This window comes from Streptomyces sp. DSM 15324 (assembly GCF_001514285.1).
In the GTDB taxonomy this organism is placed as follows: Bacteria; Actinomycetota; Actinomycetes; order Streptomycetales; family Streptomycetaceae; genus Streptomyces.
In genome coordinates this window covers 614,362-638,683 of record NZ_KQ949023.1, presented here as the reverse complement: position 1 = coordinate 638,683, position 24,322 = coordinate 614,362, and the positions used below count along the sequence as shown (strand labels likewise).

General features: G+C 73.6%; 21 protein-coding genes. 4 read left to right on the top strand and 17 right to left on the bottom strand.

Translation table 11 applies throughout. From position 1 onward, the window contains the following. Nucleotides 1–53: 53 nt before the first annotated feature. The 3 genes from AQJ58_RS02715 to AQJ58_RS02705 form a co-directional block, all read right to left on the bottom strand. Nucleotides 54–1,202 (bottom strand): carbohydrate kinase family protein, encoded by a 1,149-nt coding sequence (locus tag AQJ58_RS02715; RefSeq protein WP_067244383.1) that lies wholly within the window; start codon nucleotides 1,200–1,202, stop codon nucleotides 54–56. Nucleotides 1,203–1,363: 161 nt separating this feature from the next. Further along, a complete protein-coding gene (locus AQJ58_RS02710; RefSeq protein WP_067244382.1) occupies nucleotides 1,364–2,653 on the bottom strand; it encodes a glucarate dehydratase family protein in 1,290 nt (429 codons plus the stop codon). Next, nucleotides 2,650–3,597, bottom strand: a complete 948-nt coding sequence (locus AQJ58_RS02705) for a 5-dehydro-4-deoxyglucarate dehydratase (protein WP_199844514.1) — start codon at nucleotides 3,595–3,597, stop codon at nucleotides 2,650–2,652. The genes AQJ58_RS02710 and AQJ58_RS02705 overlap by 4 nt, the downstream gene beginning before the upstream one ends. A gap of 95 nt (nucleotides 3,598–3,692) precedes the next feature. Here AQJ58_RS02705 and AQJ58_RS02700 point away from each other — a divergent pair, with 95 nt between their 5' ends. After that, nucleotides 3,693–4,475, top strand: coding sequence for an IclR family transcriptional regulator (locus AQJ58_RS02700; RefSeq protein WP_067244380.1), 783 nt, complete (start codon nucleotides 3,693–3,695; stop codon nucleotides 4,473–4,475). Nucleotides 4,476–4,658: 183 nt separating this feature from the next. After that, nucleotides 4,659–5,894, top strand: coding sequence for an MFS transporter (locus AQJ58_RS02695; RefSeq protein WP_234359937.1), 1,236 nt, complete (start codon nucleotides 4,659–4,661; stop codon nucleotides 5,892–5,894). Here AQJ58_RS02695 and AQJ58_RS02690 read toward each other — a convergent pair. The 10 genes from AQJ58_RS02690 to hrcA form a co-directional block, all read right to left on the bottom strand. Then, nucleotides 5,891–6,880, bottom strand: coding sequence for an adenosine deaminase (locus AQJ58_RS02690; protein ID WP_067244377.1), 990 nt, complete (start codon nucleotides 6,878–6,880; stop codon nucleotides 5,891–5,893). The two genes, AQJ58_RS02695 and AQJ58_RS02690, sit on opposite strands and share 4 nt — an antisense overlap. A gap of 20 nt (nucleotides 6,881–6,900) precedes the next feature. Further along, the gene (locus AQJ58_RS02685; protein ID WP_067244375.1) at nucleotides 6,901–7,806 is read right to left on the bottom strand and encodes a ribonuclease Z; all 906 of its coding nucleotides are present in this window, start codon (nucleotides 7,804–7,806) and stop codon (nucleotides 6,901–6,903) included. A gap of 6 nt (nucleotides 7,807–7,812) precedes the next feature. Then, nucleotides 7,813–8,166 (bottom strand): histidine triad nucleotide-binding protein, encoded by a 354-nt coding sequence (locus tag AQJ58_RS02680; protein WP_067244374.1) that lies wholly within the window; start codon nucleotides 8,164–8,166, stop codon nucleotides 7,813–7,815. 113 nt (nucleotides 8,167–8,279) lie between these two features. Then, nucleotides 8,280–11,483, bottom strand: a complete 3,204-nt coding sequence (locus AQJ58_RS02675) for a S41 family peptidase (RefSeq protein ID WP_067244372.1) — start codon at nucleotides 11,481–11,483, stop codon at nucleotides 8,280–8,282. 45 nt (nucleotides 11,484–11,528) lie between these two features. Then, nucleotides 11,529–12,035, bottom strand: coding sequence for a hypothetical protein (locus tag AQJ58_RS02670; protein WP_067244370.1), 507 nt, complete (start codon nucleotides 12,033–12,035; stop codon nucleotides 11,529–11,531). 78 nt (nucleotides 12,036–12,113) lie between these two features. Continuing rightward, nucleotides 12,114–12,506: a VOC family protein gene (locus tag AQJ58_RS02665; protein ID WP_067244368.1), complete on the bottom strand. Its 393-nt coding sequence runs from the start codon at nucleotides 12,504–12,506 to the stop codon at nucleotides 12,114–12,116. Between the two features lie 15 nt (nucleotides 12,507–12,521). After that, on the bottom strand, nucleotides 12,522–13,256 hold the full coding sequence (locus tag AQJ58_RS02660) for a 16S rRNA (uracil(1498)-N(3))-methyltransferase (RefSeq protein WP_067244366.1): 735 nt from the start codon (nucleotides 13,254–13,256) through the stop codon (nucleotides 12,522–12,524). After that, nucleotides 13,253–14,371 (bottom strand): nitronate monooxygenase, encoded by a 1,119-nt coding sequence (locus tag AQJ58_RS02655; RefSeq protein ID WP_067244364.1) that lies wholly within the window; start codon nucleotides 14,369–14,371, stop codon nucleotides 13,253–13,255. Before AQJ58_RS02655 ends, AQJ58_RS02660 begins: the two co-directional genes overlap by 4 nt. Before the next feature lie 67 nt (nucleotides 14,372–14,438). Next, nucleotides 14,439–15,575 (bottom strand): molecular chaperone DnaJ, encoded by a 1,137-nt coding sequence (dnaJ, locus tag AQJ58_RS02650; protein WP_067244363.1) that lies wholly within the window; start codon nucleotides 15,573–15,575, stop codon nucleotides 14,439–14,441. After that, complete coding sequence (gene hrcA / locus AQJ58_RS02645) at nucleotides 15,576–16,592, bottom strand: heat-inducible transcriptional repressor HrcA (protein ID WP_055634178.1); 1,017 nt, start codon at nucleotides 16,590–16,592, stop codon at nucleotides 15,576–15,578. A gap of 159 nt (nucleotides 16,593–16,751) precedes the next feature. Here hrcA and AQJ58_RS02640 point away from each other — a divergent pair, with 159 nt between their 5' ends. Together AQJ58_RS02640 and AQJ58_RS02635 are read left to right on the top strand one after the other, a co-directional pair. Beyond that, on the top strand, nucleotides 16,752–17,468 hold the full coding sequence (locus AQJ58_RS02640) for an MBL fold metallo-hydrolase (RefSeq protein WP_067244361.1): 717 nt from the start codon (nucleotides 16,752–16,754) through the stop codon (nucleotides 17,466–17,468). A gap of 42 nt (nucleotides 17,469–17,510) precedes the next feature. Then, the gene (locus AQJ58_RS02635; protein WP_067244359.1) at nucleotides 17,511–18,326 is read left to right on the top strand and encodes a DUF3097 domain-containing protein; all 816 of its coding nucleotides are present in this window, start codon (nucleotides 17,511–17,513) and stop codon (nucleotides 18,324–18,326) included. Here AQJ58_RS02635 and AQJ58_RS02630 read toward each other — a convergent pair. From AQJ58_RS02630 to AQJ58_RS02615, 4 genes are all read right to left on the bottom strand, one after another. Next, entirely contained in the window at nucleotides 18,304–18,882 is a 579-nt protein-coding gene (locus tag AQJ58_RS02630; protein WP_067244357.1) for a Uma2 family endonuclease, read from the bottom strand. The genes AQJ58_RS02635 and AQJ58_RS02630 overlap by 23 nt on opposite strands. 99 nt (nucleotides 18,883–18,981) lie before the next feature. Continuing rightward, nucleotides 18,982–20,214: a radical SAM family heme chaperone HemW gene (gene hemW, locus AQJ58_RS02625; RefSeq protein WP_067245684.1), complete on the bottom strand. Its 1,233-nt coding sequence runs from the start codon at nucleotides 20,212–20,214 to the stop codon at nucleotides 18,982–18,984. Nucleotides 20,215–20,254: 40 nt separating this feature from the next. Beyond that, nucleotides 20,255–22,171, bottom strand: a complete 1,917-nt coding sequence (locus tag AQJ58_RS02620; protein WP_067244356.1) for a SpoIIE family protein phosphatase — start codon at nucleotides 22,169–22,171, stop codon at nucleotides 20,255–20,257. A gap of 247 nt (nucleotides 22,172–22,418) precedes the next feature. Beyond that, nucleotides 22,419–24,296 (bottom strand): AMP-dependent synthetase/ligase, encoded by a 1,878-nt coding sequence (locus AQJ58_RS02615; RefSeq protein WP_067244354.1) that lies wholly within the window; start codon nucleotides 24,294–24,296, stop codon nucleotides 22,419–22,421. Between the last annotated feature and the right edge of the window lie 26 nt (nucleotides 24,297–24,322).

Genomic DNA, 24,322 nt, shown 5'->3' with positions numbered 1-24,322 from the left:
ACGCCGAGCGGTTTTGTCATGGGCCCGGTCAGGCCCGGTGGCCACCCGGGTGACTACGCGGAGCGGCCGAAGCCGATCGTGGGGACCGCGCGGCGCAGGGGCCAGGGCGGGGTGTCGTCCCTGGGCAGTACGGCCTCCAGGAACGCGTACCGGTGCAGCGCCTCCGGGGCCTGGCCCTCGACCGACTGGACCCTGCGCCACCAGGCGGCGATCTCGGCCCAGCCGGGGGCGGACAGCGAGCCGCCGAACTCCTGGACGGAGAGCGCCGCGGTGAGGCCGGCGAAGGCGAGGCGGTCGGCGAGCGGCCAGTCGGCGAGGGTGCCGGTGACGAAACCGGCCACGAAGACGTCCCCGGCGCCGGTGGGGTCGAGGGCCTCGACGGCGATGGCGGGCACCTCGGCGGTCTCGCCGGTGCGCCCGTCGACCGCGTAGGCACCCTCGGCGCCGAGGGTGACGACGGCGAGCGGGACGTACGCGGTGAGGGCGCGGGCGGCGGCGCGGGGGCAGTCGGCGCGGGTGTAGCGCATGGCCTCCTCCGCGTTCGGCAGGAAGGCCTCGCAGTGTTCCAGGTCGGCGAGGCCGGCCAGGTCCCAGGCGCCGGTGTCGTCCCAGCCGACGTCGGCGAAGATCCGGGTGCCGCGGGCGGCGGCGCGGGCGATCCAGGGGTCGCGTCTGCCGGGGGTGAGGGAGGCGACGGCGGCGCGGGAGTGCGGTGGGCGGTCGGGGGCGCCGCTGTGGACGAGCATCGTCTGCGGGGGCGGTTCGTGGCCGTGGGAGACCATGGTCCGCTCGCCCTCGTAGGCCATGGAGACGGTGACGGGCGAGTGCCAGCCGGGGACCGTGCGGGAGGCGGCGAGGTCGATGCCCTCGCCCTGTTCCAGGGCGTCCCAGCAGTACTCGCCGTAGTGGTCGTCGCCGAAGGCGGCGGCGAGGGAGGTGCGCAGGCCCAGACGGGCCAGGGCGGTGGCCATGTTGGCGACGCCGCCGGGGCTGGAGCCCATGCCGCGTGCCCAGGACTCGGTGCCGCGCACGGGGGCGGAGTCGAGGCCGGTGAAGATGATGTCGAGGAAGACGGTGCCGGTGAGGTAGACGTCCCAGGGGGGATCGCCCGGCGCCCGCCGGGCGGCCAGGGGGTCGACCAGGGCGGCCCGGTCGTTCTGTCGGTGGTGTCCCTCTCCGGTGGACGCGGTGGACGCGGTCACGGTGCGCTCCCTGACGTGGTGCGGATCTGGCCAGTCTGCACCACCCGGCCACCGGACCGCCCCCCGTCGCCCTCCCGTCACACCGCGAACGGGAGCACACCGGCCCCCGCACGTCGCGCGACCCCCGGGCACGCGCCGTCACCAGGCGCGGCCGGTGGCGCCTACCAGCGGGGCACCGAGGGCGTGACCCAGTGCGGGTCGGCCACCCGCATCGCCGCCGCGTCGTCGCGGTCGCGGAGGGTGCCGTCGTCGTCGAGCCAGCGCCGGTGCAGGAACGCGAGCCGGTCGCGGTCGAGCTCGACGCCCAGGCCGGGGGCGTCGGAGACGGTGACCTTTCCGGCGTCGAAGGTGAGGCGCTCGGTCAGGACGTCCTCCGACTGCCAGGGGTAGTGGGAGTCGCAGGCGTGGTGGAGGTTCGGCACGGTGGACGCGACATGGGTCATGGCGGCGAGCGAGATGCCGAGGTGGGTGTTGGAGTGCATGGACACGCCGACGCCGAAGGTCCGGCAGACGGCGGCGAGCTGCTGGGTGTTGCGCAGCCCGCCCCAGTAGTGGTGATCGGAGAGGACGACCTGCACGGCGCCGCGGGTGAAGGCCTCCTGGATCTCGGCGAAGGTCGTCACGCACATGTTGGTGGCGAGCGGCACGCCGGTCGCCGCGGCGACCTCGGCCATGGCCGGTGTGCCGAGCGCGGGGTCCTCCAGGTACTCGAGGACGTCCCCGAGTTCCTTGGCGACCCGCAGCGAGGTCGCCACGCTCCAGGCGCCGTTGGGGTCGAGCCGCAGCGGGTGGCCGGGGAAGGCCGCCGCGAGGGCGCGTACGGCGGCGATCTCCTCGTCGGGCGGGAAGACCCCGCCCTTGAGCTTGAAGGAGGTGAAGCCGTAGCGCTCGGTGAAGCGCCGGGCCTGTGCGACGACCCCGGCCGGGTCGGTCGCCGCGCCCCAGTCGTCCGCCTCGCCGGGCGCGCCCTCGGGGTGGGCGGCCCACTTGTAGAAGAGGTAGGCGCTGTATTCGACGGTGTCGCGGACCTTGCCGCCGAGCAGCGCGTGCACGGGCAGCCCGAGGGAGGTGCCGAGGGCGTCGAGGCAGGCGACCTCGAACCCGGAAAGGACGGACAGCCGCAGCTTGTCGGCGGTCTGGACGCCGCGCAGGCCGCCCACGTCGACCTGGCCGGAGATCCGGGAGGAGTCCACCGCCACCTGGTCGGCGATCGTGAACAGCCCGTTCAGGTCGCTGACCGGCCGGCCGATCAGCCGCCGGGCGAAGGGGCGGGCCAGCTCCAGGTACTTGGTGTCGCCGTACGTCTCGCCGACCCCGACGACACCGTCGGCGGTCTCCACCTCGACGATCAGCCGGGGGGTGTAGGGCTGGTGGACGCCCTGGGTGTTGAGCAGCGGCGGGTCGGCGACCAGGATCGGCGTCAGGCGTACGTCCGTGATGGCGAGGTTCACAGGGCGGCTCCCACGAGGTCGAGTCCGGTGGTCAGGAGGGTCCTGAGGTCGGCCAGGTCGGCGGCCGAGGGGTCGGTGAGCGGAGCGCGCACCGGGCCGACGGGGGCGCCGCGCAGCCGGGCGGCTGCCTTGACGAGGGACACGGCGTAGCCCGGTGCCCGGTCGCGGAGTTCGACGAGGGGGACGTAGAACGCGCGCAGCAGTTTCTCGACGGTGCTCGCGTCGCCGTCCCGCAGGGCGGTGAAGAAGGCGCCCGCGATCTCGGGGGCGAAGGCGTGCACGGCGGAGGAGTAGGCGGGGACGCCGACGGCGGCGTAGGCGCGGGCCTGGATCTCGGCGGTGGCGGCGCCGTTGAAGAGCAGGAAGCCCTCGGGGGCGGCGAGGGTGAGGCGCTGGAGGCGGTCGAGGTCGCTGTGGCCGTCCTTGAGGCCGACGACCGAGGGGATCGCGGCAATCCGGCGGAAGGCGTCGACCCCGTAGCGGACCTGTCCGCGCTGGTAGGCGATGAGCGGGAGCCGGGTGCGGGCGGCGAGCTGCTCCAGTTGCGCGACGAGGCCGTCCTGCGGGGCGGCGACGAGGTAGTGCGGGAGGACGAGCAGGGCGTCGGCACCCTCCTGCTCGGCGATCCGGGCGAAGCGGGCGGCCTGGGCCCAGCCGTACCCGGTGCCGGCGACGACGGGGACCTGCCCCGCGGCCTCCGCGACGGCGATCCGCACCACCGTGCGGTACTCGTCCTCGTCGAGGGAGAAGAACTCGCCGGTGCCGCAGGCGGGGAAGAGGGCGCCGGGGCCGGCGGCGAGCCGGCTCGCGACATGGGCGCGGAAGCCGTCGGGGTCGAGGGAGCCGTCCTGGTGGAAGCTCGTCAGCGGGAAGGACAGCACGCCCGCCGCCATGCCCTCCCGCAGCCGCCGGACCGTGTCGGTGTCGAGGCCCACCTTCCTCATCTCCCTATGTAGACGTCATCCATGGATGAAGATGGAGGTTAGATAGGCGAACGGCGGCCGTCAATGCCGCCCGCGCCCCCGCTTACGATCGGCACATGTCGGAGACAGGCGGTGTCCGCGAGGTGAAATCGGCCGCGCGCACGATCGAGCTGCTGGAACTGCTCGCCGAGCGCGGAGACCGCCCGGCGCGGCTCCAGGAGCTGGCGGACGCGCTGGGGGTGCCGCGGAGCTCGATGTACGCGCTGCTCCGGACCCTGATCGGCCGGGGCTGGGTGCGCACGGACGTCACCGGCTCCCTGTACGGCATCGGCATCCACGCGCTGCTGACCGGCACCGGCTACCTCGACTCCGACCCGCGCGTGCGCCTGGTGCGGCCGTATCTCGACGAGGCGTCCGACGCGCTGGGCGAGACGATCCACCTGGGCCGGCTGGACGGGCGGGACGTGGCCTACCTCGCCACCCGCGAGTCGCACGCGTATCCGCGCACGATCAGCCGCGTCGGCCGCCGCCTCCCCGCACACGTCGGCGCCCTCGGCAAGGCGCTCCTGGCCGAGCGCCCCGACGACGAGCTGCCCGAGGGGCCCTACGCGGCGCTCACCCCCACGTCGCACACCGACCGCGAGTCACTCCGGGCGGACCTGGCCGGGGTGCGGGCGCGGGGGTACTCCGTGGACCGCGAGGAGAGCGTGACCGGGATCGTCGGCTTCGGGTTCGCGCTGCGGTACGAGCATCCGGCACAGGACGCCATCAGCTGCTCGGTGCCGGTGGCCCGTCTGACGGCCGGGCACGAGGAGCGGATCGTGGCGGTGATGCGGGAGATACGCGCCAAGATCGAGGCGACGGGACCGGGGGCCGGCGGGACCGTGAACTGGCGCTAGGGAGCGCCGAAAAGCCGCTCGTCTACCCGCCATTTCCGCCTGTAAACAGTATGTGACCCGGATCATGCATCCTGAGCTTTTTCGGGCAGCACGCGCTTGATATGAATGGGCCCGCGCGCTCCTGTCCGTCGACGGCCTGCGCCCCTCCCCGCGCCCTTACCTCTCGCCTGTGCAGGAACGCCCGTGTTCGCCCGCCGTACCCCCGTCCCCTGGCCCCTCGTCGCCCTCTTCACGGCCGGGTATCTCGCGCCCTACCTGCTGCCGACCGTCGTCGGCCGCCTCGACGCCGGACTGCCCCTGACCGCCACCGAGGCGGGCGCCGTCGGCAGCGCGCTGCTGCTCAGCTCGTCCTCGGCCGGCTTCCTGCTGGCCTCCCGGGTGGAGCGGATCGGCGCCCGGACCATGGCGCGGGCCGGGCTGCTGCTCGCGGTGCTCGGCTACGGCGGGGCGGCCCTCGCCGGCTCGGTCCCGGCCGTCGTCGCGGGCGCGGTCCTCGGCGGGTTCGGCTCCGGTACGGCCACGGCGGTCGCCGCCACCCGGATCGCCGCCGAACCCGACCCGCACCGCGCCTCCACGCTGGGGCTCCTCGGGGTGTCCGCGCTCGCGGGGGCCGTCTATCTGACGGTTCCGCACCTCGGCGCGGGCCATGGCCAGCCGCTCGCCGCGATCGCACTGACCGCGCTCGCGGTATGGCCGCTGACGGGGCGTCTGCCCGGCCGCGGCGCCCCCGCCGACCCGGCGCTGCGCACGGTCCGCGTCCCGCTGCCGAACCTGCGGGCGGGACTGGTGCTGGCGGCCGCCATGCCGTTCTGGTCGCTGGTGCAGAACTCCCTGTGGGGCGTGAGCGGACGGATCGGGCTGACGCAGGCGCACCTCGGCGAGGCGGCCGTCGGCGCGGTGTTCGCGGTGGCGCTGGCCGCCGGGCTCACGGGCGTCCTGGCCGCCGGGGCGCTCGGGGCGCGTCTGGGCCTGGCGCTGCCGGTCGGGCTCGGGACCGTCCTCATCGCGGTCTGTGTCGCGGGCAACGCCTCGGCCACCACCCCGGCGGGCTTCGCGACCGGCCAGATCCTCTGGAACGTCCTCTACCCGGTCGTCCTGTCGTACCTCATCGGGCTGGCCGCCTCGCTGGACCCGCGGGGGCGCTGGGCGGTGCTCGTCGGCTCGGCGGGCTCGCTCGGCACCGCGGCCGGTCCGCTCACCGGGAGCGTGCTGTCCGCGCAGGCCGGGTTCCCCGCGATGGGCCTGGTGCTGGGCGCCGCGCTGCTCGTGGTCGCCGTACCGATGACCGGGGTGGCGCTGCACGCGAGCGGGCACCCGGTGCTGCCGGGGACCGTACGGCGCCGGGGCGGTGCGCCCGGCGCCCACGACTCGGCCGCGTCCCCCGTGGCCACGGGGGACGCCGTCCACCCGACGACCTAGAACCGGTAGGCGTCCACCTCGGCGAGGTACCGTGCCCGCCGCTCCTCGTCGTCCTCCAGGAAGGAGGCGGTGAAGGAGTTGCGGGCCAGCTCGCGCAGCCGCTCCTCGGTCAGGTCGAGGGTCTGCCGTACGGCGTCGAAGTTGTCGCCCGCGTACCCGCCGAAGTAGGCCGGGTCGTCGGAGTTGACCGTGCAGACGAGCCCGGCGTCGAGCATCGCGGGCAGCGGGTGGTCGGCGAGGGTGTCGACGGTGCGCAGCCGGACGTTGGACAGCGGGCACAGCGTCAGCGGGATCCGCTCCCGCACCAGCCGCTCCACCAGCGCCGGGTCCTCCATGCAGCGCAGCCCGTGGTCGACGCGCTCGACACCGAGGACGTCCAGGGCCTCGGTGATGTACTCCGGCGGCCCCTCCTCCCCCGCGTGCGCCACGCGCCGCAGCCCGAGCGCGGCGGCGGCCTCGTAGACCTCGCGGAACTTCACCGGCGGGTGCCCGACCTCAGCGGAGTCCAGGCCGATGCCGGTGATCCGGTCGAGGTACGGCTTCGCCGCGTCCAGCGTCTCGAGCGCCGACTCGGCGGATTCGTCGCGCAGGAAGCAGAGGATCAGCCGGGTGGAGACGCCGTGGGTGGTCTCGCTGCTGCCGAGCGCCCGCCACAGCCCCTCGACCACCGTGCCCATGCCGACGCCCCGGGCGAGGTGGGCCTGCGGGTCGAAGAAGATCTCCGCGTGCCGGACGCCCTGGGCGGCGGCGCGGGCGAGGTAGGCGTGCGCGAGGTCCTCGAAGTCCCGCTCGGTGCGCAGGACGGCCATCAGCTCGTAGTACAGGTTCAGGAAGGACTGGAGGTCCTCGAACCGGTAGGCCTCGCGCAGCTCTTCCGTGTCGGCGTACGGGAGGGCGACCCCGTTCCGGGCGGCCAGCGTGAAGGCCAGCTCCGGCTCCAGGGTGCCTTCGATGTGCAGGTGCAGTTCAGCTTTCGGGAGGGGCATCAACGCATCGTACGGCTGATTTATCGCCGTTTCGGTAGCGGCACCCGCAGCAGGTCGTGCGCCACGGTCAGTTCGCCGGCGAAGCCCGCCGCCCGTGCCTGCCGCTCGAATTCGTCCGGGTCGGTGTAGCGCTGGCTGAAGTGGGTGAGCACCAGATGGCGGACACCGGCCTCCACGGCGACCCCGGCGGCCTGGCCGGCGGTCAGATGGCCGTGGTCGACGGCGAGCCGCTCGTCCTCGTCGAGGAAGGTCGACTCGATGACGAGCATGTCGGCGCCCTCCGCGAGCGCGTGGACGCCGTCGCACAGCCGGGTGTCCATGACGAACGCGAACCGCTGTCCGCGCCGGATCTCGCTGACGTCGTCGAGCGTCACCCCGCCGACCGAGCCCTCCCGCAGGAGACGGCCCACGTCCGGCCCCTTGAGGCCGTGCGCGGCGAGGCGGTCGGGGAGCATCCGGCGGCCGTCGGGCTCGGTGAGCCGGTAGCCGTAGGACTCGACCGGGTGCGAGAGCCTGCGGGCGTCGAGGGTGTAGGAGGGCCGGGCGTCGAGGACCCCGTCCGCGCTCACCGGGACCTGCGTCAGGGCGACGGTCTCGCGGTAGGCGGTGGCGTACCGGAGGCGGTCGAAGAAGCGCTCGCCGGAGAGCGGGTAGTGGACGGTGACCTCGTGCGGGACCTGGTCGAGGTTGATGCGCTGGATGACCCCGGCCAGGCCGAGCGAGTGGTCCCCGTGGAAGTGCGTGACGCAGATCCGGTTCAGGTCGTGGGCGGCGACCCCGGCCCGCAGCATCTGGCGCTGGGTGCCCTCGCCGGGGTCGAACAGGATGCCCTCGCCGTCCCAGCGCAGCAGATAGCCGTTGTGGTTGCGGTGCCGGGTGGGGACCTGGCTGGCGGTGCCGAGGACGACGAGTTCGCGTACGGACATGGCGGACTATCCGGGGGGCCACTGCAGGCCGCGGCCGCCGAGGACGTGCGCGTGGGCGTGCCAGACGGTCTGACCGGCGCCGCTGCCGGTGTTGAAGACGATGCGGTAGCTCTCCAGCTTGTCCTCGTCCGCGACCGACTTCGCCTCGCGCAGGACGTCCGCGGCGACGGCCGGCTCGGCGGCGGCCAGTTCCGCGGCGTTCTCGTAGTGCGCCTTGGGGATCACCAGGACGTGGGTGGGCGCCTGGGGGTTGATGTCCCGGAAGGCGACGGTCGTCTCCGTCTCGCGGACGATCGTCGCCGGGATGTGGCCTTCGGCGATCTTGCAGAACAGGCAGTCTTCCTGCGGCTCGCCCGCCATGTTTCCTCCGGGGGGTAGTTGATATCGGGCATCGTAGCGTTGTCGGTGGCGGGTGCCGTCGTGGCTGGTCGCGCCCCGCGGCGGAGCCGCACAGGGATGCGGCCCGGCACCCCTTAACCCGGCAGACTCGGCGGAGTTTTGGCCGGACGCTCCTCCAGCGCCTGAAGAGCCAGTCTCACCGCCTCGTCCAACTGGACGTCCCTGCCCGCCGCGTAGTCCTGCGGGGTGCAGATCACCTCCACGTCGGGGTCGACTCCGTGGTTCTCCACGCCCCAGCCGTAGCCCTCCAGCCAGATGGCGTACTTCGGCTGGGTGACGAGGGTGCCGTCGACCAGGTGGTAGCGGCTGTCGATGCCGATCGTGCCGCCCCAGGTGCGGGTGCCGACGACCGGGCCGATACCGAGGGCCTTGATGGCGGCGTTGACGATGTCGCCGTCGGAGCCCGAGAACTCGTTGGCGACGGCGACCACGGGGCCGCGCGGGGCGTCCAGCGGGTAGGAGAACGGGCGGGCGTCGCGCGGTACGTCCCAGCCGACGATCCGGCGGGCGAGCTTCTCCACGACCAGTTGGGAGGTGTGGCCGCCGCGGTTCTCCCGGACGTCCACGACGAGGCCCTCACGGGCCACCTCGACGCGCAGGTCGCGGTGGATCTGGGCCCAGCCGGGCGCCTGCATGTCGGGGACGTGGAGGTAGCCGAGGCGACCGCCGGAGACCTCGTGGACGTAGGCCCGCCGGTCGGCGACCCAGGCGTGGTAGCGCAGGGCCTCCTCGTCGTCGACGGGCACCACGACCGCGTGGCGCGGCTCGCCGCCGCCGGCCGGTGAGACGGTCAGTTCGACGACCTTGCCCGCCGTGCCGACGAGCAGCGGCGCGGGGCCCGTCACGGGGTCCACCGGGTGCCCGGCCACGGCGAGGATCGCGTCCCCGGCCCGCACCGCGACCCCGGGCGCGGCGAGCGGGGAGCGGGCGTCGGGGTCGGAGGTCTCCGAGGGCAGCACCCGGTCGACGCGCCAACTGCCGTCGGCGTGGCGGGAGATGTCGGCGCCGAGCAGCCCCTGGCGGGCGCCGCGGCCGTAGCCGCCGCGCGGGGAGACATAGGCGTGGGAGGTGCCGAGTTCGCCGTGCACCTCCCACAGCACGTCGACCAGGTCGTCGTGGGTGGCGACCCGGTCCAGGAGCGGCCGGTAGCGGTCCAGGACGGCGTCCCAGTCGAGCCCGCCCAGGTCGGCGAGCCAGAAGTTGTCCCGCATGATGCGGCCGGTCTCGTCGTACATCTGGCGCCACTCGGCGGCCGGGTCGACGGTCTGCCGGATCCGGCCGAGGTCGACGGTGACGTTGGTGTCGCTGTCCTCGTCGCCGGAGGCGCGCCGGTCGCTGGGGACGACCTTGAGCTTGCCGTCGGTGCGCAGCAGCAGCCGTTTGCCGTCGCCGCTGACCTCGAAGCCGTCGGCGTCGGCGGCGAGGTGTTCGATGCGCTGGTGGACGAGGTCGTAGCGCTCCAGCTCGGTGTGCGGGTCGGGGTCGTCGGGGGTGGCCCGGGAGGCGCCGAGCACCCCGCGCACCGGGTGCCGCAGCCACAGCACGCCGTCCTTGGCGGCGGCGAGGGAGGAGTAGCGGCCGGCCTCGACCGGGAAGGGCACTATCCGGTCGGCGAGACCTTCGAGGTCGATGCGGGTGGCGGGGGTGCCCTCGCTGTCGGGGGTCTCGTCCTTGTCCGGCGCGTCGAAGGGCCGGCCGTGGCGCTGGGGGCCGAAGGGCGACGGGGTGGTCGCCGCGAGGGTGATCAGGTGCGGGCGGGCGCCGGCCGGGAAGGCGAGGTCGAAGACGTGTTCGTCGTAGACCGGGTCGAAGGCGCGGGTGGAGAGGAACGCGAGGTGTTTGCCGTCCAGCGTGAAGGCGGGCGCGTAGTCGCGGAAGCGCAGGGGGGTGGCTTCGGTGACCGAGAGGTCGGTGACGTTGGCGATCTTGAGCTGGGCGAGCGGGGGCGGGCCTGGGTGCGACCAGGCGAGCCAGCCGGAGTCGGGGGAGAAGACCAGGTCGGAGACTTCTCCGTCGGTGCTGCGGTCGACCTCGCGGACCTCGCCGCTCTCCCGTTCGACGAGGAGGAGCCGGCCGTCGTGCGCGGCGACGGCGGCCCGTCCGCCGTCGGGGGCCATGGCGAGCTCCAGGACCCGGCCGAGGCGTCCCGCGGCGAGCCGGCGCGGGGTGGTGCCGGGGACGGGTCCGGTGGCGGGCGCGAACTCCAGGGCGTCCTCGCCCTCGGCGTCCGTCACCCACACCACCCACTCCTCGCCCTCCGTGCGGAAGGTGCGCGGCAGCCGCGCCCGCACCCCGGGCTCGGCGGCGAGGGCGCGCGCGGGCCCGGCGCGGTGGGTCACCCAGTGCACGGCGCCGCGCACCTCGACGGCGCTGCCGCGCGCGGTGTGGTCCGGGGCGGCGCCGCCGAGCCAGCGGGCGGCGGCGACGGGGTGGGGGCGGCGGTCGGTGCGCTGTCCGCCGAGGCGGATGTCGAGGCGGCGGGGCTCGGCGCCGTCGAGGTCGTCGAGCAGCCACAGCTCACCGGCCGAGGCGTACGCGATCCGGGTGCCGTCGCCGCCGGCCTGGCGGGCGTAGAACCCGTCGAGGGGGGTGTGGCGGCGCAGGTCGGAGCCGTCGGCGAGGGAGGAGTAGAGCGCGCCGGTGCCCTCGTGGTCGGAGAGGAACGCGATCCGGTCCCCCGCCCACACCGGGCATTCGAGGTTGCCGTCGAGTTCCTGGTGCAGCCGGACGAACTCGCCGTTGCCGTCCCGGTCGATCCAGAGCTTTCCGGCCGTACCGCCGCGGTAGCGCTTCCAGTAGGCGGCCTCGCGGCCCATCGGCGCGGACAGCAGCACGGTGTGCGGGCCGTACGCGACGGCGCCCACGGGGCCGTACGGCAGGGTGGTGGCCGGTCCGCCGTCGACCGGGACGGCACGGGCCCAGCTGCGGCGCAGGGTGGCCTGGTCGTGGGTGCTGACGGCGAGGACCCGGCCGTCGGGGGTCCAGCCGCGCACCCGGGTCTGCCAACTCCCCCAGTACGTCAGGCGGGTGGCCGGTCCGCCGTCGACGGGCGCGAGGTGCACCTCGGGGGCGCCGTCGCGGGTGGAGGTCCAGGCGACGGTGGTGCCGTCGGGTGAGACGCGGGGGGACGAGACGGGCACGTTGTCGGCGCTGACCCGCCAGGCGCGTCCCCCGTCCAGGGGGGCGAGCCACACGTCGTCCTCGGCGGCGAACGCCACCAACTCGCCGTGCGGATGCGGGTGTCGGAAGTATGCGGCAGGCGTCGCGGACTGGGTCACCAGATCACTGTATTAAGGGAGGGGACCGCAGGTCAGGGGTTTCGATCACTTCTGTCCGCCCTGGGCGCCGACGGTCCGGGTGACGGTCACGGTGACCGTGACGGTCGGCCGTACGCCGGACGGTTCGCCGGGCCGGGCGGAACCGGACGGTCCGGCCGTGGTGGACGGGGCCTCGACCGGCGAGGGCGCTGCGGAGCCGCAGTCCCCGAGCCCGCTGACCCGGAACAGCTCCTTCTTCCCTACGGCCGCCCGCAGATCGCCCCGCACGCACTTCCCGTCGACGGCCCGTTCGACCTTGCCGGTGACCGTGAGGTCCCTGCCGTCCGCCGTCTCCCCCCGGCAGTCGACGGAGACGAGGTGGTCGTCCCGGGCGGCGGTGCAGGTCAGCCAGCGCACGTCCAGGTCCCGGCGCTCGATCTCGGCCGTGGCGGCCCGGTCGGTCGTGTACGCCACGGAGATGCCGCTCACCCCGCCGCCCGGCTCGCAGGCCACGGCGCCGCCCAGGGCGACCGGCACGAACACGAGAAGCCATAACCGCCGCAATGCCCCCATGGACGGCAGCCTGCCACTTCGGCCCACGGCGCGGAAGCCCGGATGCGGCCAGGATGGCCCGGTCCTGGGCAACACCCCCTAGCCGCGCGGCACAAGCCACTCCTGAAGCTCCACCAGGTTGCCCTCGGGGTCCTTGAGGTGGGCGACGCGGATCCGGTCGGTCAGGGGGGCGGGGCCGTGGAGCAGGGTGGCGCCCCGGGAGGTGATCCGCGCGCAGTACGCGTCGAGGTCGTCGACGCGCAGCACCACCAGCGAGCGGTGTCCCGCCGCCGGGCCGTCGAGGTCGTCGAGGACCGCGGCCATCATGGCGCGGTCCTGGAGCGCGATCCCGGCGGAGCCGGTGCGCGGGCTGAACTTCTCGTACGGGCCCTCGGCCGCGCCGGACTGCGGGGTCAGGCCGAGGACGTCGTCGTAGAAGCGGTAGCAGGCGGCGAAGTCGGTGACGAGGAGCCGTATCTGGGCGAGTTCCAACGGGTGCTCCGGGGGTCAGGACCAGCGGCCGGTGCGGCCCAGGAGGAGAGCGGCGGCGGCGGTGCCCGCGGTGGAGGTGCGCAGCACGGTGGGGCCGAGGACGTAGGGCCGGGCGCCGGCCTCGGCGAAGAGGGCCAGTTCCTCGGGGGAGACGCCGCCCTCGGGGCCGACGACGAGGACGATCTCGCCGTGGGCGGGGAGCGCGGCGGTGGCGAGCCGCTCCTCGCCGCTCTCGTGCAGGACGGCCGCGAAGTCGGCCCGCGCGAGCAGGGCGGCGACCTGCTTGGTGGCCGCCGCGTCGGCGACCTCGGGGAAGCGGACCCGGCGGGACTGCTTGCCGGCCTCGCGTGCGGTGGCCCGCCACTTGCCGAGTGCCTTCAGTCCCCGCTCGCCGCGCCACTGGGTGATGCAGCGGGACGCCTGCCAGGGCACGATCGCGTCGACGCCGACCTCGGTCATCGTCTCGACGGCGACCTCGCCACGGTCGCCCTTGGGAAGGGCCTGGACGACGGTGATCCGGGGGGACGCCTCGGGTTCGTCCCGCACCGGCCCGAGGTCCAGGACCAGCCGGTCCTTGCCCTCGGCCGCCCGGACGACGCCCTCGGCCCAGCGGCCGTGCCCGTCGGTGAGGACGACGTCCTCGCCGGGCCGCAGCCGCTTCACGGAGACGGCGTGCCGCCCCTCGGGCCCGTCGAGGACGAACTGCCCCGTGGCGTCGAGCCGGTCGACGACGAAGACGGGCGCGGTCATCGCGCGTCGCCCTCGGCCAGGGCGGCCCGCGCGGTCGCGACTTCCGCCACCAGGACCTCGATCAGCTCGGCGGCGGGCAGCTCGCGGGCCATGCGGTGGCCCTGGCCCGCCCACAGGGCCATGCCCTGGGCGTCGCCCGCCTTGGCGGCGGCCTTGCGCAGCGGGGAGGTGAGGTGGTGGACCTCGGGGTAGGCGGCGGGGGCGTACGGGCCGTGCTCGCGCAGGAAGCGGTTGACCAGGCCGCGGGCCGGGCGGCCGGAGAAGGCGCGGGTCAGCTCGGTGCGGACGAACAGGGGGTCGGTGAGGGCGGCCTTGTGCACGGCCTGTGCCCCGGACTCGGGGGTGGCGAGGAACGCGGTGCCGAGCTGGGCGGCGCTCGCGCCGGCCGCGAGGACGGCGGCGATCTGGCTGCCGCGCATGATGCCGCCGGCGGCGACGATCGGCAGGCCGACGGTCTCGCGGACCTGGCCGAGCAGGGCGAGCAGGCCGAGGGCCGAGCCGTCGTTCTCGGGGATGTCCTTGTGGGTGCCCTGGTGGCCGCCGGCCTCCACGCCCTGCACGACGACCGCGTCCGCGCCGGCCTGCTCGACGGCGAGCGCCTCCTCGGCGGAGGTCACGGTGACGAGGGTGAAGGTCCCGGCCCGGCGCAGCGACTGGAGCGTGTCGGCGTTCGGGACGCCGAAGTGGAAGGAGACCACCGGCACGGGGTCGTCCAGCAGTACGGCGATCTTGGCGTCGTAGCCGTCGTCGCGGCCGCTGTCGGGGTCGCCCAGCTCGGTCCCGTACCAGCTGACCTCACCGGCGAGCTGCTCGGCGTAGAGCTGGACGGCGCCGGCGTCGAGGGGGGCTGCGCCGGGCGCTCCGGTGGAGCCTGCGCTTGCGCCGGGGTACTCGGGCTGGGGCATGAAGAGGTTGACGCCGAAGGGGCGGCCGGTCAGTCCGCGGAGCTGCTTGATCTCCTGGTACATGCCGTCGGCCGTCTTGTACCCGCCGGCCAGGAACCCGAGCCCGCCCGCCTCGGACACGGCGGCGGCGAGCCGGGGCACGGAGACACCGCCCGCCATGGGCGCCTGCACGATCGGGTGGGGGAAGAGATCGGTCAGCTCGGAGGACATGACGGCATGTTGTCACGTCCTCCGAACAACACCGAATTCAGGCCTGGCCTTGCGGTGATGCGGCGGCTCAGCGGCCGTTGAACGCGTCCTTCAGCCGCGAGAACAGCCCCTGCTGGCCGGGCTGGAACTGGCCCTGGGGCCGCTCCTCGCCGCGCAGCTTGGCCAGCTCGCGCAGCAGCCGCTCCTGCTCGGGGTCGAGCTTGGTCGGGGTCATGACCTCGACATGGACGATGAGGTCGCCCCGGCCGCCGCCGCGCAGATGTGTGACGCCCCGGCCGTGCAGCGGGATCGACTGGCCGGACTGGGTACCGGGCCGGATGTCGACCTCCTCCAGGCCGTCCAGCGTCTCCAGCGGCACCTTGGTGCCGAGGGAAGCCGCGGTCATCGGGATGGTGACCGTGCAGTGCAGGTCGTCGCCGCGCCGCTGGAAGGTGGAGTGCGGCAGCTCGTGGATCTCGACGTAGAGGTCGCCGGCGGGGCCGCCGCCGGGGCCGACCTCGCCCTCGCCCGCGAGCTGGATCCGGGTGCCGTTGTCGACACCGGCCGGGATCTTGACGGTGAGCGTGCGCCGGGAGCGCACCCGGCCGTCGCCCGCGCACTCCGGGCAGGGGTTCGGGACGATGGTGCCGAAGCCCTGGCACTGGGGGCAGGGGCGGGAGGTCATGACCTGGCCGAGGAAGGACCGGGTCACCTGGGAGACCTCGCCCCGGCCGCGGCACATGTCGCACGTCTGGGCACTGGTGCCGGGGGCGGCGCCCTCGCCGCTGCACGTGGAGCAGACGATCGCGGTGTCGACCTGGATGTCCTTGGTGGTGCCGAAGGCGGCCTCCTCGAGGTCCACCTCCAGCCGGATCATCGCGTCCTGGCCGCGCCGCGTCCTGGACCTCGGCCCCCGCTGGGACGCCGTACCGAAGAACGCGTCCATGATGTCGGAGAAGTTGCCGAAGCCACCGGCCCCGAAGCCGCCCGCGCCACCCCCGCCCGCCTGGGAGAGGGGGTCGCCGCCGAGGTCGTAGACCTGCTTCTTCTGCGGGTCCGAGAGCACCTCGTAGGCGGCGTTGATCTCCTTGAACCGCTCCTGGGTCTTCGGATCCGGGTTGACGTCCGGGTGCAGCTCGCGGGCGAGCCGACGGAACGCCTTCTTGATCTCATCCTGCGACGCGTCGCGGCGCACGCCGAGAACGGCGTAGTAGTCCGTGGCCACTTACGACTCCGCCAGGATCTGTCCGACGTACCGTGCCACCGCTCGTACCGCTCCCATCGTTCCCGGGTAATCCATGCGGGTCGGGCCGACCACGCCGAGTTTGGCGACTGCCTCGCCGCCCGAACCGTAGCCGACCGAGACCACGGACGTGGAGTTGAGTCCCTCATAGGCGTTCTCGTGACCGATGCGTACGGTCATGCCCGAATCTCCCGCCTCGCCCAGGAGTTTGAGAAGAACGACGTGTTCCTCCAGGGCCTCCAGGACGGGCCGGATGGTGAGAGGGAAGTCATGTCCGAAGCGGGTGAGATTGGCGGTGCCGCCGATCATCAGCCGCTCCTCGTTCTCCTCGACGAGGGTCTCCAGCAGGGTGGAGAGCACCGTCGAGACCGTGCCGCGGTCGTCCGCCTCGAAGGCCTCCGGAAGGTCCTCCACGAGGCGCGGCACGTCGCTGAACCGGCGGCCCGCGACCCGGCTGTTGAGCCGCGCGCGTAGATCCGCCAGAGAGGTCTCCCCGAAGGGCGCCGGGCAGTCCACCATGCGCTGCTCGACCCGTCCGGTGTCCGTGATCAGCACGAGCATCAGCCGGGCCGGCGCGAGCGACAGCAGTTCCACGTGCCGCACGGTGGACCGGGTCAGCGACGGGTACTGCACGACGGCGACCTGCCGGGTGAGCTGCGCGAGCAGCCGTACCGTGCGGGCCACCACGTCGTCGAGGTCGACGGCGCCGTCGAGGAAGTTCTGGATGGCGCGCCGCTCGGGCGCGGTCATCGGCTTGACGCCGGCCAGCTTGTCGACGAACAGCCGGTAGCCCTTGTCGGTGGGGATGCGCCCGGCGCTGGTGTGCGGCTGGGCGATGTATCCCTCGTCCTCCAGGGCGGCCATGTCGTTGCGCACGGTGGCCGGGGAGACGCCGAGGTTGTGCCGCTCGGTGAGGGCCTTGGACCCCACCGGCTCCTCGGTGCCGACGTAGTCCTGGACGATGGCGCGCAGCACCTGCAGCCTGCGTTCACTCAGCACCCGCGCACACCTCCCGTGGTCGTCCCTCAGTGCCCTGGGCGTCTGCACTGGCACTCTTCGCTCCCGAGTGCCAGACGTTCCCCGGCCAGTGTACGGCTGTGGGGTACACCGGGGGCAAGGTCGGCCGACGCCCGGACCACTTACCGTTAGCGTCCCGGTATGACGGTGACTTGGGAAGAGCTGGGGTGGGAGCGGATCGCGGCCGGGGTCGGGCGGGTGCGGCTGCCGGGCTGGGACTGCACGGCGGGGCTGGTCGTCGGGGCGGGCGCGGTGCTGATGGTGGACGCCGGATCGGGGCTGGCGGAGGGGGTGCGGTTGCGGACGCAGGCCGAGCAGCTGACCGGTGCGCGTGTGACCCATCTCGCGCTCACCCATCCGCATTTCGACCATGTGTTCGGCGCTGCGGCCTTCGCGGGTGCGGAGGTGTACGGCGCGGTGGGCATGGACTCGGTCCCGGCGGAGGAGCTGCGGGCGGACGCGGTGCGCGAGGGGCTGGACGAGGCGACGGCGACCGATGCCGCGGACGCCCTGGTCCGGCCCCGGCACCTGGTCTCCGGGGAGTGGACCCTCGATCTGGGGGCCGGCCGCCAGGTCCTGCTGGCGAACGTGGGCCCGGCGCACACCCCGCACGACCTCGCGGTCCTGGTCCCCGGCCCGCCGGAGGTGGTGTTCTGCGGCGACCTGGTGGAGGAGTCCGGGGAGCCCCAGGCGGGCCCCGACGCCGTCCCCTCCCACTGGCCGGCGGCGCTGGACCGCCTCCTCGCCCTCGGCGGCGAGGACGCGCTGTACGTGCCGGGTCACGGGGCGGTGGTGGACGCGGCCTTCGTACGGCGGCAGCGGGACGCGCTGGCGGCGCGCTTCGGCGTGTCGCGCTGAGCGGGGTGCGATCGGGCCGGGGCTTCTCCTATCGTCATCCGAATGCGCCCGTACTCGCCGGACCTGACCCCTCCCTGGAAGAAGCCGCAGCCCGTCCCCGAGGTCCCGGCGGAGCCCGGCCTGGTGGTGGAGGAGCCCGGCACGGGCTTCTGCGGCGCGGTGATCCGCTGCGAGGCGGGCACGGTGACGCTGGAGGACCGCTTCGGCAGGCATCGGGTGTTCCCGCTGGAGCCGCGGGGCTTCCTGCTGGAGGGCCGGGTCGTGACGCTGGTCCGCCCGTCGTCGGGCGCTCCGGTACGTCCCACCCGTACCGCCTCCGGTTCGGTCGCCGTCCCCGGCGCCCGCGCCCGGGTGGCCCGCGCCGGCCGCATCTACGTCGAGGGCCGGCACGACGCCGAGCTGGTCGAGAAGGTGTGGGGCGACGACCTGCGCATCGAGGGCGTGGTGGTGGAGTACCTGGAGGGCGTGGACGACCTGCCGGCGATCGTGGCCGACTTCGCGCCGGGCCCGGACGCGCGGCTGGGGGTGCTCGTGGACCACTTGCTCCCGGGCACGAAGGAGTTCCGTATCGCCCAGTCCGTGACCAGCGAACACGCGTTGGTCGTGGGCCACCCCTACATCGACGTCTGGGAGGCGGTGAAGCCGTCGTCGCTGGGGATCGCGGGGTGGCCGAAGGTCCCGCGCGGCCAGGACTGGAAGACGGGGGTGTGCCGGGCGCTGGGGTGGCCGGCGGAGAACACGGGGGCGGTGTGGCAGGCGATCCTGGCTCGGGTGACGTCCTACAAGGACCTGGAGCCGGAGCTGCTGGGGAGGGTGGAGGAGCTGATCGACTTCGTCACGGGAGGCGGTGACGTCTGACCCCGGTGAGCGTTCCGAATTCACTCGTGTCCAGTTCCACCCCGAGCACCTCCAGCAGCACGGGGTCACCGAACTTCGTGATCCACTGCCCACGGTAGTCGGCTTGGTCGCCTGCGCCGACGGGGTCGGTCAGCAGAACGCAGTGCGCCATGATCGGATCGATGATCAGGTAGGCAGGGATTCTGCCTGCAGCGTAGATGGAACGCTTGATCCCGTAGTCCCTGTCGACACTCGTCTTCGAGACCACCTCGACCACCAGGGTTACCAGTTGGGACGGCACCAGATGGCCCGAGGCGGGGCCCGCACCACGTTCCAGCACCAACAGGTCCGGAATGGGCTCGCTGGCTTCACCGAGGATGTCCACGTCCGTGGTCTGGAGTCGTTCCCAGAGCTTGCGCGGGATCTGGTCCTGCACCTCCACCACGATCCGGTTATGCACCAGATCGGGAGTGGCCATCATCACGATTTCCCCCCGGAGAAGCTCAACCTTGATTCCCTCGGGAGGTTCAAACTCCTCGAAGAACTTGGTCATCCCACGCTCGTCCACAGCGGTCATCTCCGTGGCCTCCACATCCGCCGCGTACTGTCGGCGGCAGCCTACGAACCAGGTTAGGGAACGAACCCGCGTTCCACAGGGATTCACTCGCCCCAGTGATCAGTCCACCAGGTCCCGCACCACCGCGTCCGCCAGCAGCCGCCCCCGCAGCGTCAGCACCGCTCGTCCCTCGTCGTACGGCCCCTGCGCCAGCAGCCCGTCCGTCAGTGCCCGGCGTGAGGCCTTCAGGCCCTCCGCCCGGAGCAGGTCCAGCGGGACGCCCTCGCGCAGCCGCAGTTCCAGCAGGATGCGCTCGACCCGCCGGTCCTCCTCGGACAGCAGCTCCCGGCCCGCGCCCGGCGACTTCCCCGACGCCAGGGCTGCCGCGTACGCCCCCGGATGCTTCACGTTCCACCAGCGCACGCCGCCCACGTGGGAGTGCGCCCCCGGTCCCGCGCCCCACCAGTCGGCGCCGCGCCAGTACAGCTCGTTGTGGAGGCAGCGGGCCGCCGGCGAGGTGGCCCAGTTGGAGACCTCGTACCAGTCGTAGCCCGCGGCCGACAGCACCTCGTCCGCGATCAGATAGCGGTCCGCGTGGACGTCGTCGTCGGTCATCGGGACCTCCCCGCGCCGGATGCGCCGGGCGAGCTGGGTGCCCTCCTCGACGATCAGGGCGTACGCGGAGACATGGTCGGGGCCGGCGCCGAGCGCGGCCTCCAGGGACGCCCGCCAGTCGTCGTCGGACTCGCCGGGGGTGCCGTAGATCAGGTCGAGGTTGACGTGCTCGAAGCCCGCCGCCCGGGCCTCCGCGACGCATGCCTCGGGGCGGCCGGGGGTGTGGGTGCGGTCGAGGACCTTCAGGACGTGCCGGCGGGCGCTCTGCATGCCGAAGGAGATCCGGTTGAAGCCGCCCGCGCGCAGGGTGGCCAGATAGGCCGGGTCGACGGACTCCGGGTTCGCCTCCGTCGTCACCTCCGCGTCGGGCGTCAGGCCGAACTCGTCACGGATCGCGCCCAGCATCCGGACGAGGTCATCGGCGGCCAGCAGCGTGGGCGTGCCGCCGCCGACGAAGACCGTGCGGACCTCGCGCGGGTCGTCGCCGAGGACCTTGCGGGCCAGCCGGATCTCGTCGGTCAGGGTGTCGGCGTAGTTGTCGCGGGAGGCGAGGACGCCGCCGGTGCCGCGCAGCTCGGTGGCGGTGTAGGTGTTGAAGTCGCAGTACCCGCAGCGGGTCGCGCAGTAGGGGACGTGCAGATAGAACCCGAGGGGGCGGTCGGCGGCGCCGGTGAGCGCGTGCGCCGGGAGCGCGCCGTCGTCGGGGACGGGCTCACCGTCGGGGAGTGCGGAAGGCATGCCCTCCATTGTCCCGTACGACCGTCCCGTACGACGACGCTCACTCCGCCTGGAGCACCAGCAGCGCCAGATCGTCCTCCGGGGGCCGCTCGCCGAACTCGTGGACGAGCCGGCGGATGCGCTCGGCGATCAGCTCGGCCTCCAGGCCCACGCAGCCGGCGAGCGCGACGGCCAGCCCGTCGCCGTCGTCGAACTGGCGGATGCCCGAGCGGCGCTCGGTGACCCCGTCGGTCACGCACAGCAGACTGTCGCCGTGCCGCAGCTCCAGGACGTCGCTGGTGTACGTCACGTCCTCGATGACCCCGAGGAGGGTCTGGGGGCGCGCGGCCGTGGCGACGGAGCCGTCCGGACGGAGGAGCAGGGGCAGCGGGTGCCCGGCGGAGGCCAGGGTGCAGCGGACGCCGCCCTCGAAGGGTGCCAGCTCGCCGTAGAGGAGCGACAGGAAGCGGGTCTGCGGGCCGTCGCAGGGACCGGTGGGGCCGACGAAGGCCCGGGCGGCGGCGTCGGCGGCCTCGGTGGCGTCGTCGAGGAGGAGTTGGTTGAGACGGTCCAGGACGTCGGGGACGCCGTAGCCCTCGCGGGCCAGCAGCCGCAGCCAGGGGCGGGCGAGGCCGATGACGACAGCCGCCTCCGGGCCCTTGCCCTGGACGTCGCCGATGGCGAAGCACCAGCGGCCGTCGCCCGCCGGGAACAGGTCGTAGAAGTCGCCGCTCGGGCCGCCCTGCTCGCGCGGCTCGTGGACGAGGGCGCTGCGCACCCCGGGGATCTCGGCGACGGCACCGGGCAGCAGGCCGCGCTGGAGGACGGCGCTGATGGTGGCCTGGCGGGCGTACTGGCGGGCCGCGCCGATCGCCAGCGCCACCCGGCGGCCCAGGTCCTCGACGAGCCCGGTGACCTCGTCGGCGAAGGCGCCGGGTGCGGACCGTCCGATGACCAGGGTGCCGAGCGGGCGGCCGCCGGCGATCAGCCGGTAGGCGAGGGCGGCGCCGCGCGGGCCGAGCGCCGCACCGGGCCAGGGAAAGGGCTCGGGGCCCGAGCGGGGCGGCTCCGCGGGGCGCGGCGGTTCCTTCTCCAGGGCCCGGCGCAGCTCCTCGATACGGCTCTCGTCGCCGTGCCAGACGCGGGCCAGCCGCGGCCCGGGTCCTCCGGCCCACTCGCCCCAGCCTCCGCCGTGTCCGCTGACCTCGTCCTCCAGCCACACCCCGCACCAGTCGGCGAGCCGGGGCACCAGGAGCTGGCTGGTGAGCGCGGCGACGAGATCCTCGTCGAGCTGCCCGGCGAGCAGGTCGGAGGCCTCGGCGAGGAAGGACAGGGCGCCCCGGTTCAGCCAGTCCCCGCCCCGGCAGGAGGGCTGCGGTTCGGGGGCGAGGGCTTCCAGGAGGGGGTCGAGGGGCGCGACGGGCGAGGCGCCGTACGTCTCGTCGGTGGTGGCGTACGTCCCGTCGGCGTCGTACGGCTCGGGGGCCCGGGGCAGCAGCCGCGCCCACACCGTCTTCGCCGCCCTGCGGTACGTCACTCCCCAGGCGTCGGCGAGCGCGGCGACCAGCCGCAGGCCGCGGCCGTACTCCGGTGTCTCGTGCGGTGTCCCGTCCGGCGGCATCCCGGGCGGGTGGTCGCGCGGGGCGCGGGAGGGGTGGTGGTCGCCGACCTCGACGACGACCGCGTGCCCGTGCTCGGGATCGTCCTCCAGCCGGCAGAGCACGTCCACGTCGGTGCCGGCGTGCACGACGGCGTTGGTGACGAGCTCGCTGACGACGAGGGTCACGTCCTCGGCGAGGCGTTCGGGAAGGTCCCCCCACTCCGTGAACGCGGTCCGCACCAGATCGCGTGCGGCGCCGGGGGCGTGGGGGCCGCCGGCCAGGGTGGCGCGGGCGACCGGGGGCGCGTGCGGGGTCGCGGGCGACGGCGCGCCGATGCCGGGGAAGACGGTCTCCCGCTGGGTCGGAATGGCCCCCATGCGCAGCTCCCCGGGCAGTTCGGATGCCCTCAGAGTGACAGACGGATCCCGGCCATATGCGGTGAGTGACCGAAGGGGATCGGGTGGGGAGGGGTTACTGCTTCACCTGTGTACGTACGTGATCGATGAGGGACGAACAAGGGCCACTTTTCGAGCGCCGAGCGACGCCACCGCGTACGGCGGGGGCGCGGGAAACTGCGCGAGCGACTGCTTCCGCACGCGAGCCGCCCGCGCGCCCCGAACCGCCCTACGCCTCCCGCGTACCGGCGTACATCTCCTCGATGAGGTGCCGGTACTCGCGCTCCACCACCGGCCGCTTCAGCTTCAGACTCGGCGTGATCTCGCCGTGCTCCACGTCGAGGTCCCGCGGCAGCAGCCGGAACTTCTTGATCGTCTGCCACCTCTGGAGCCCGGCGTTGAGCTCGGCGACGTGGCCCTCGATGAGCGCGACGGTCTCGGGAGCCGCGACGACCTCGGCGTAGGACTTGCCCGCCAGGCCGTTCTCCTTGGCCCAGTCGAGGATGGACGCCTCGTCCAGCGCGATCAGCGCGGTGCAGTAGTTCCGGTCGGCGCCGTGCACGAGGACGTTGGAGACGTACGGGCACACCGACTTGAACTGGCCCTCGACCTCGGTGGGCGCGATGTACTTGCCGCCGGAGGTCTTGAACAGGTCCTTCTTGCGGTCGGTGACGCGCAGGTAGCCGTCGGGCGACAGCTCGCCGATGTCACCGGTGTGGAACCAGCCGTCGGCCTCCAGCACCTCGGCGGTCTTCTCGGGCAGCCTGTGGTAGCCCTCCATGATCCCGGGGCCGCGCAGCAGGATCTCGCCGTCCTCGGCGATCCGCACCTCCGTGCCGGGCAGCGGCTTGCCGACCGTGCCGGTGCGGTAGGCCTCGCCGGGGTTCACGAAGGAGGCCGCGGAGGACTCGGTGAGGCCGTAGCCCTCCAGGATGTGGATGCCGGCGCCGGAGAAGAAGAAGCCGATCTCCGGCGCCAGGGCGACGGAGCCGGAGATACAGGCGCGCAGCCGTCCGCCGAACGCCTCGCGGATCTTGGCGTACACCAGCGCGTCGGCGGCCCTGTGCTTGGCGGCGAGGCCGAAGGGGGCGCTCGCGGTGCCGGTGCGGCGGAAGTTGTCCTGGGTGACCTTGGCGTACTCGCGGGCGACCTCGGAGGCCCAGCGGAAGATCTTGTACTTGGCGGGGCCACCGGCCCGGGCCTTGTTGGCGATGCCGTTGTAGACCTTCTCGAAGATCCGCGGGACGGCCGCCATGTAGGTCGGCCGGACCACCGGCAGGTTCTCGATGATCTTGTCGACGCGGCCGTCGACAGCGGTGATGTGCCCGACCTCGATCTGGCCGGAGGTGAGCACCTTGCCGAAGACGTGCGCGAGCGGCAGCCACAGGTACTGCACGTCCTCGGCGCTGATCAGCCCGGTCGCGGCGATCGCCTTGGCCATGTACGACCAGTTGTCGTGCGGCAGACGCACGCCCTTGGGACGGCCGGTGGTGCCGGAGGTGTAGATGAGGGTGGCGAGCTGGTCCTTGGTGATCGCGCCGACCCGCTCCTTGATCAGCTGGGGGTCCTTCTCCAGCCGGGCCGCGCCGCGCTTCTCCAGCTCGTCGAGGGTGAGGATCCAGTCCTCCGCGGTGTCGACGCCGGCCGGGTCGAGGACGACCAGATGGGTGAGGGCGGGCAGCTCGGCCCGCTTCTCGACGGCCTTGGCGACCTGCGCCGCGTCCTCGGCGACCAGCACCCGGCTCTCGGAGTCGGAGAGGATGTACGCCGATTCGTCGGCGTTGGTCTGCGGGTAGACGGTGGTCGTCGCGGCGCCGGCGCACATGATGGCGAGGTCGGTGAGGATCCACTCGATCCGGGTGGAGGAGGCGAGCGCGACGCGCTGCTCGGGCTGCACCCCCAGCTCGACGAGCCCGGCCGCGATCGCGTACACCCGCTCGGCGGCCTGCGCCCACGTCAGCGACTTCCAGTCGTCGGGGCCCGTTCCGGACGCGGCGGGCACCGGGTGGCGGTAGGCCTCGGCGTCGGGCGTGGCGGCCACGCGCTCCAGGAAGAGGCCCGCCACGGACGGCGGACGGTTCTCGATCAGGGTCTGTGTGTCGCTCACGACATCCTCCGGGGCCCGCGACGGCG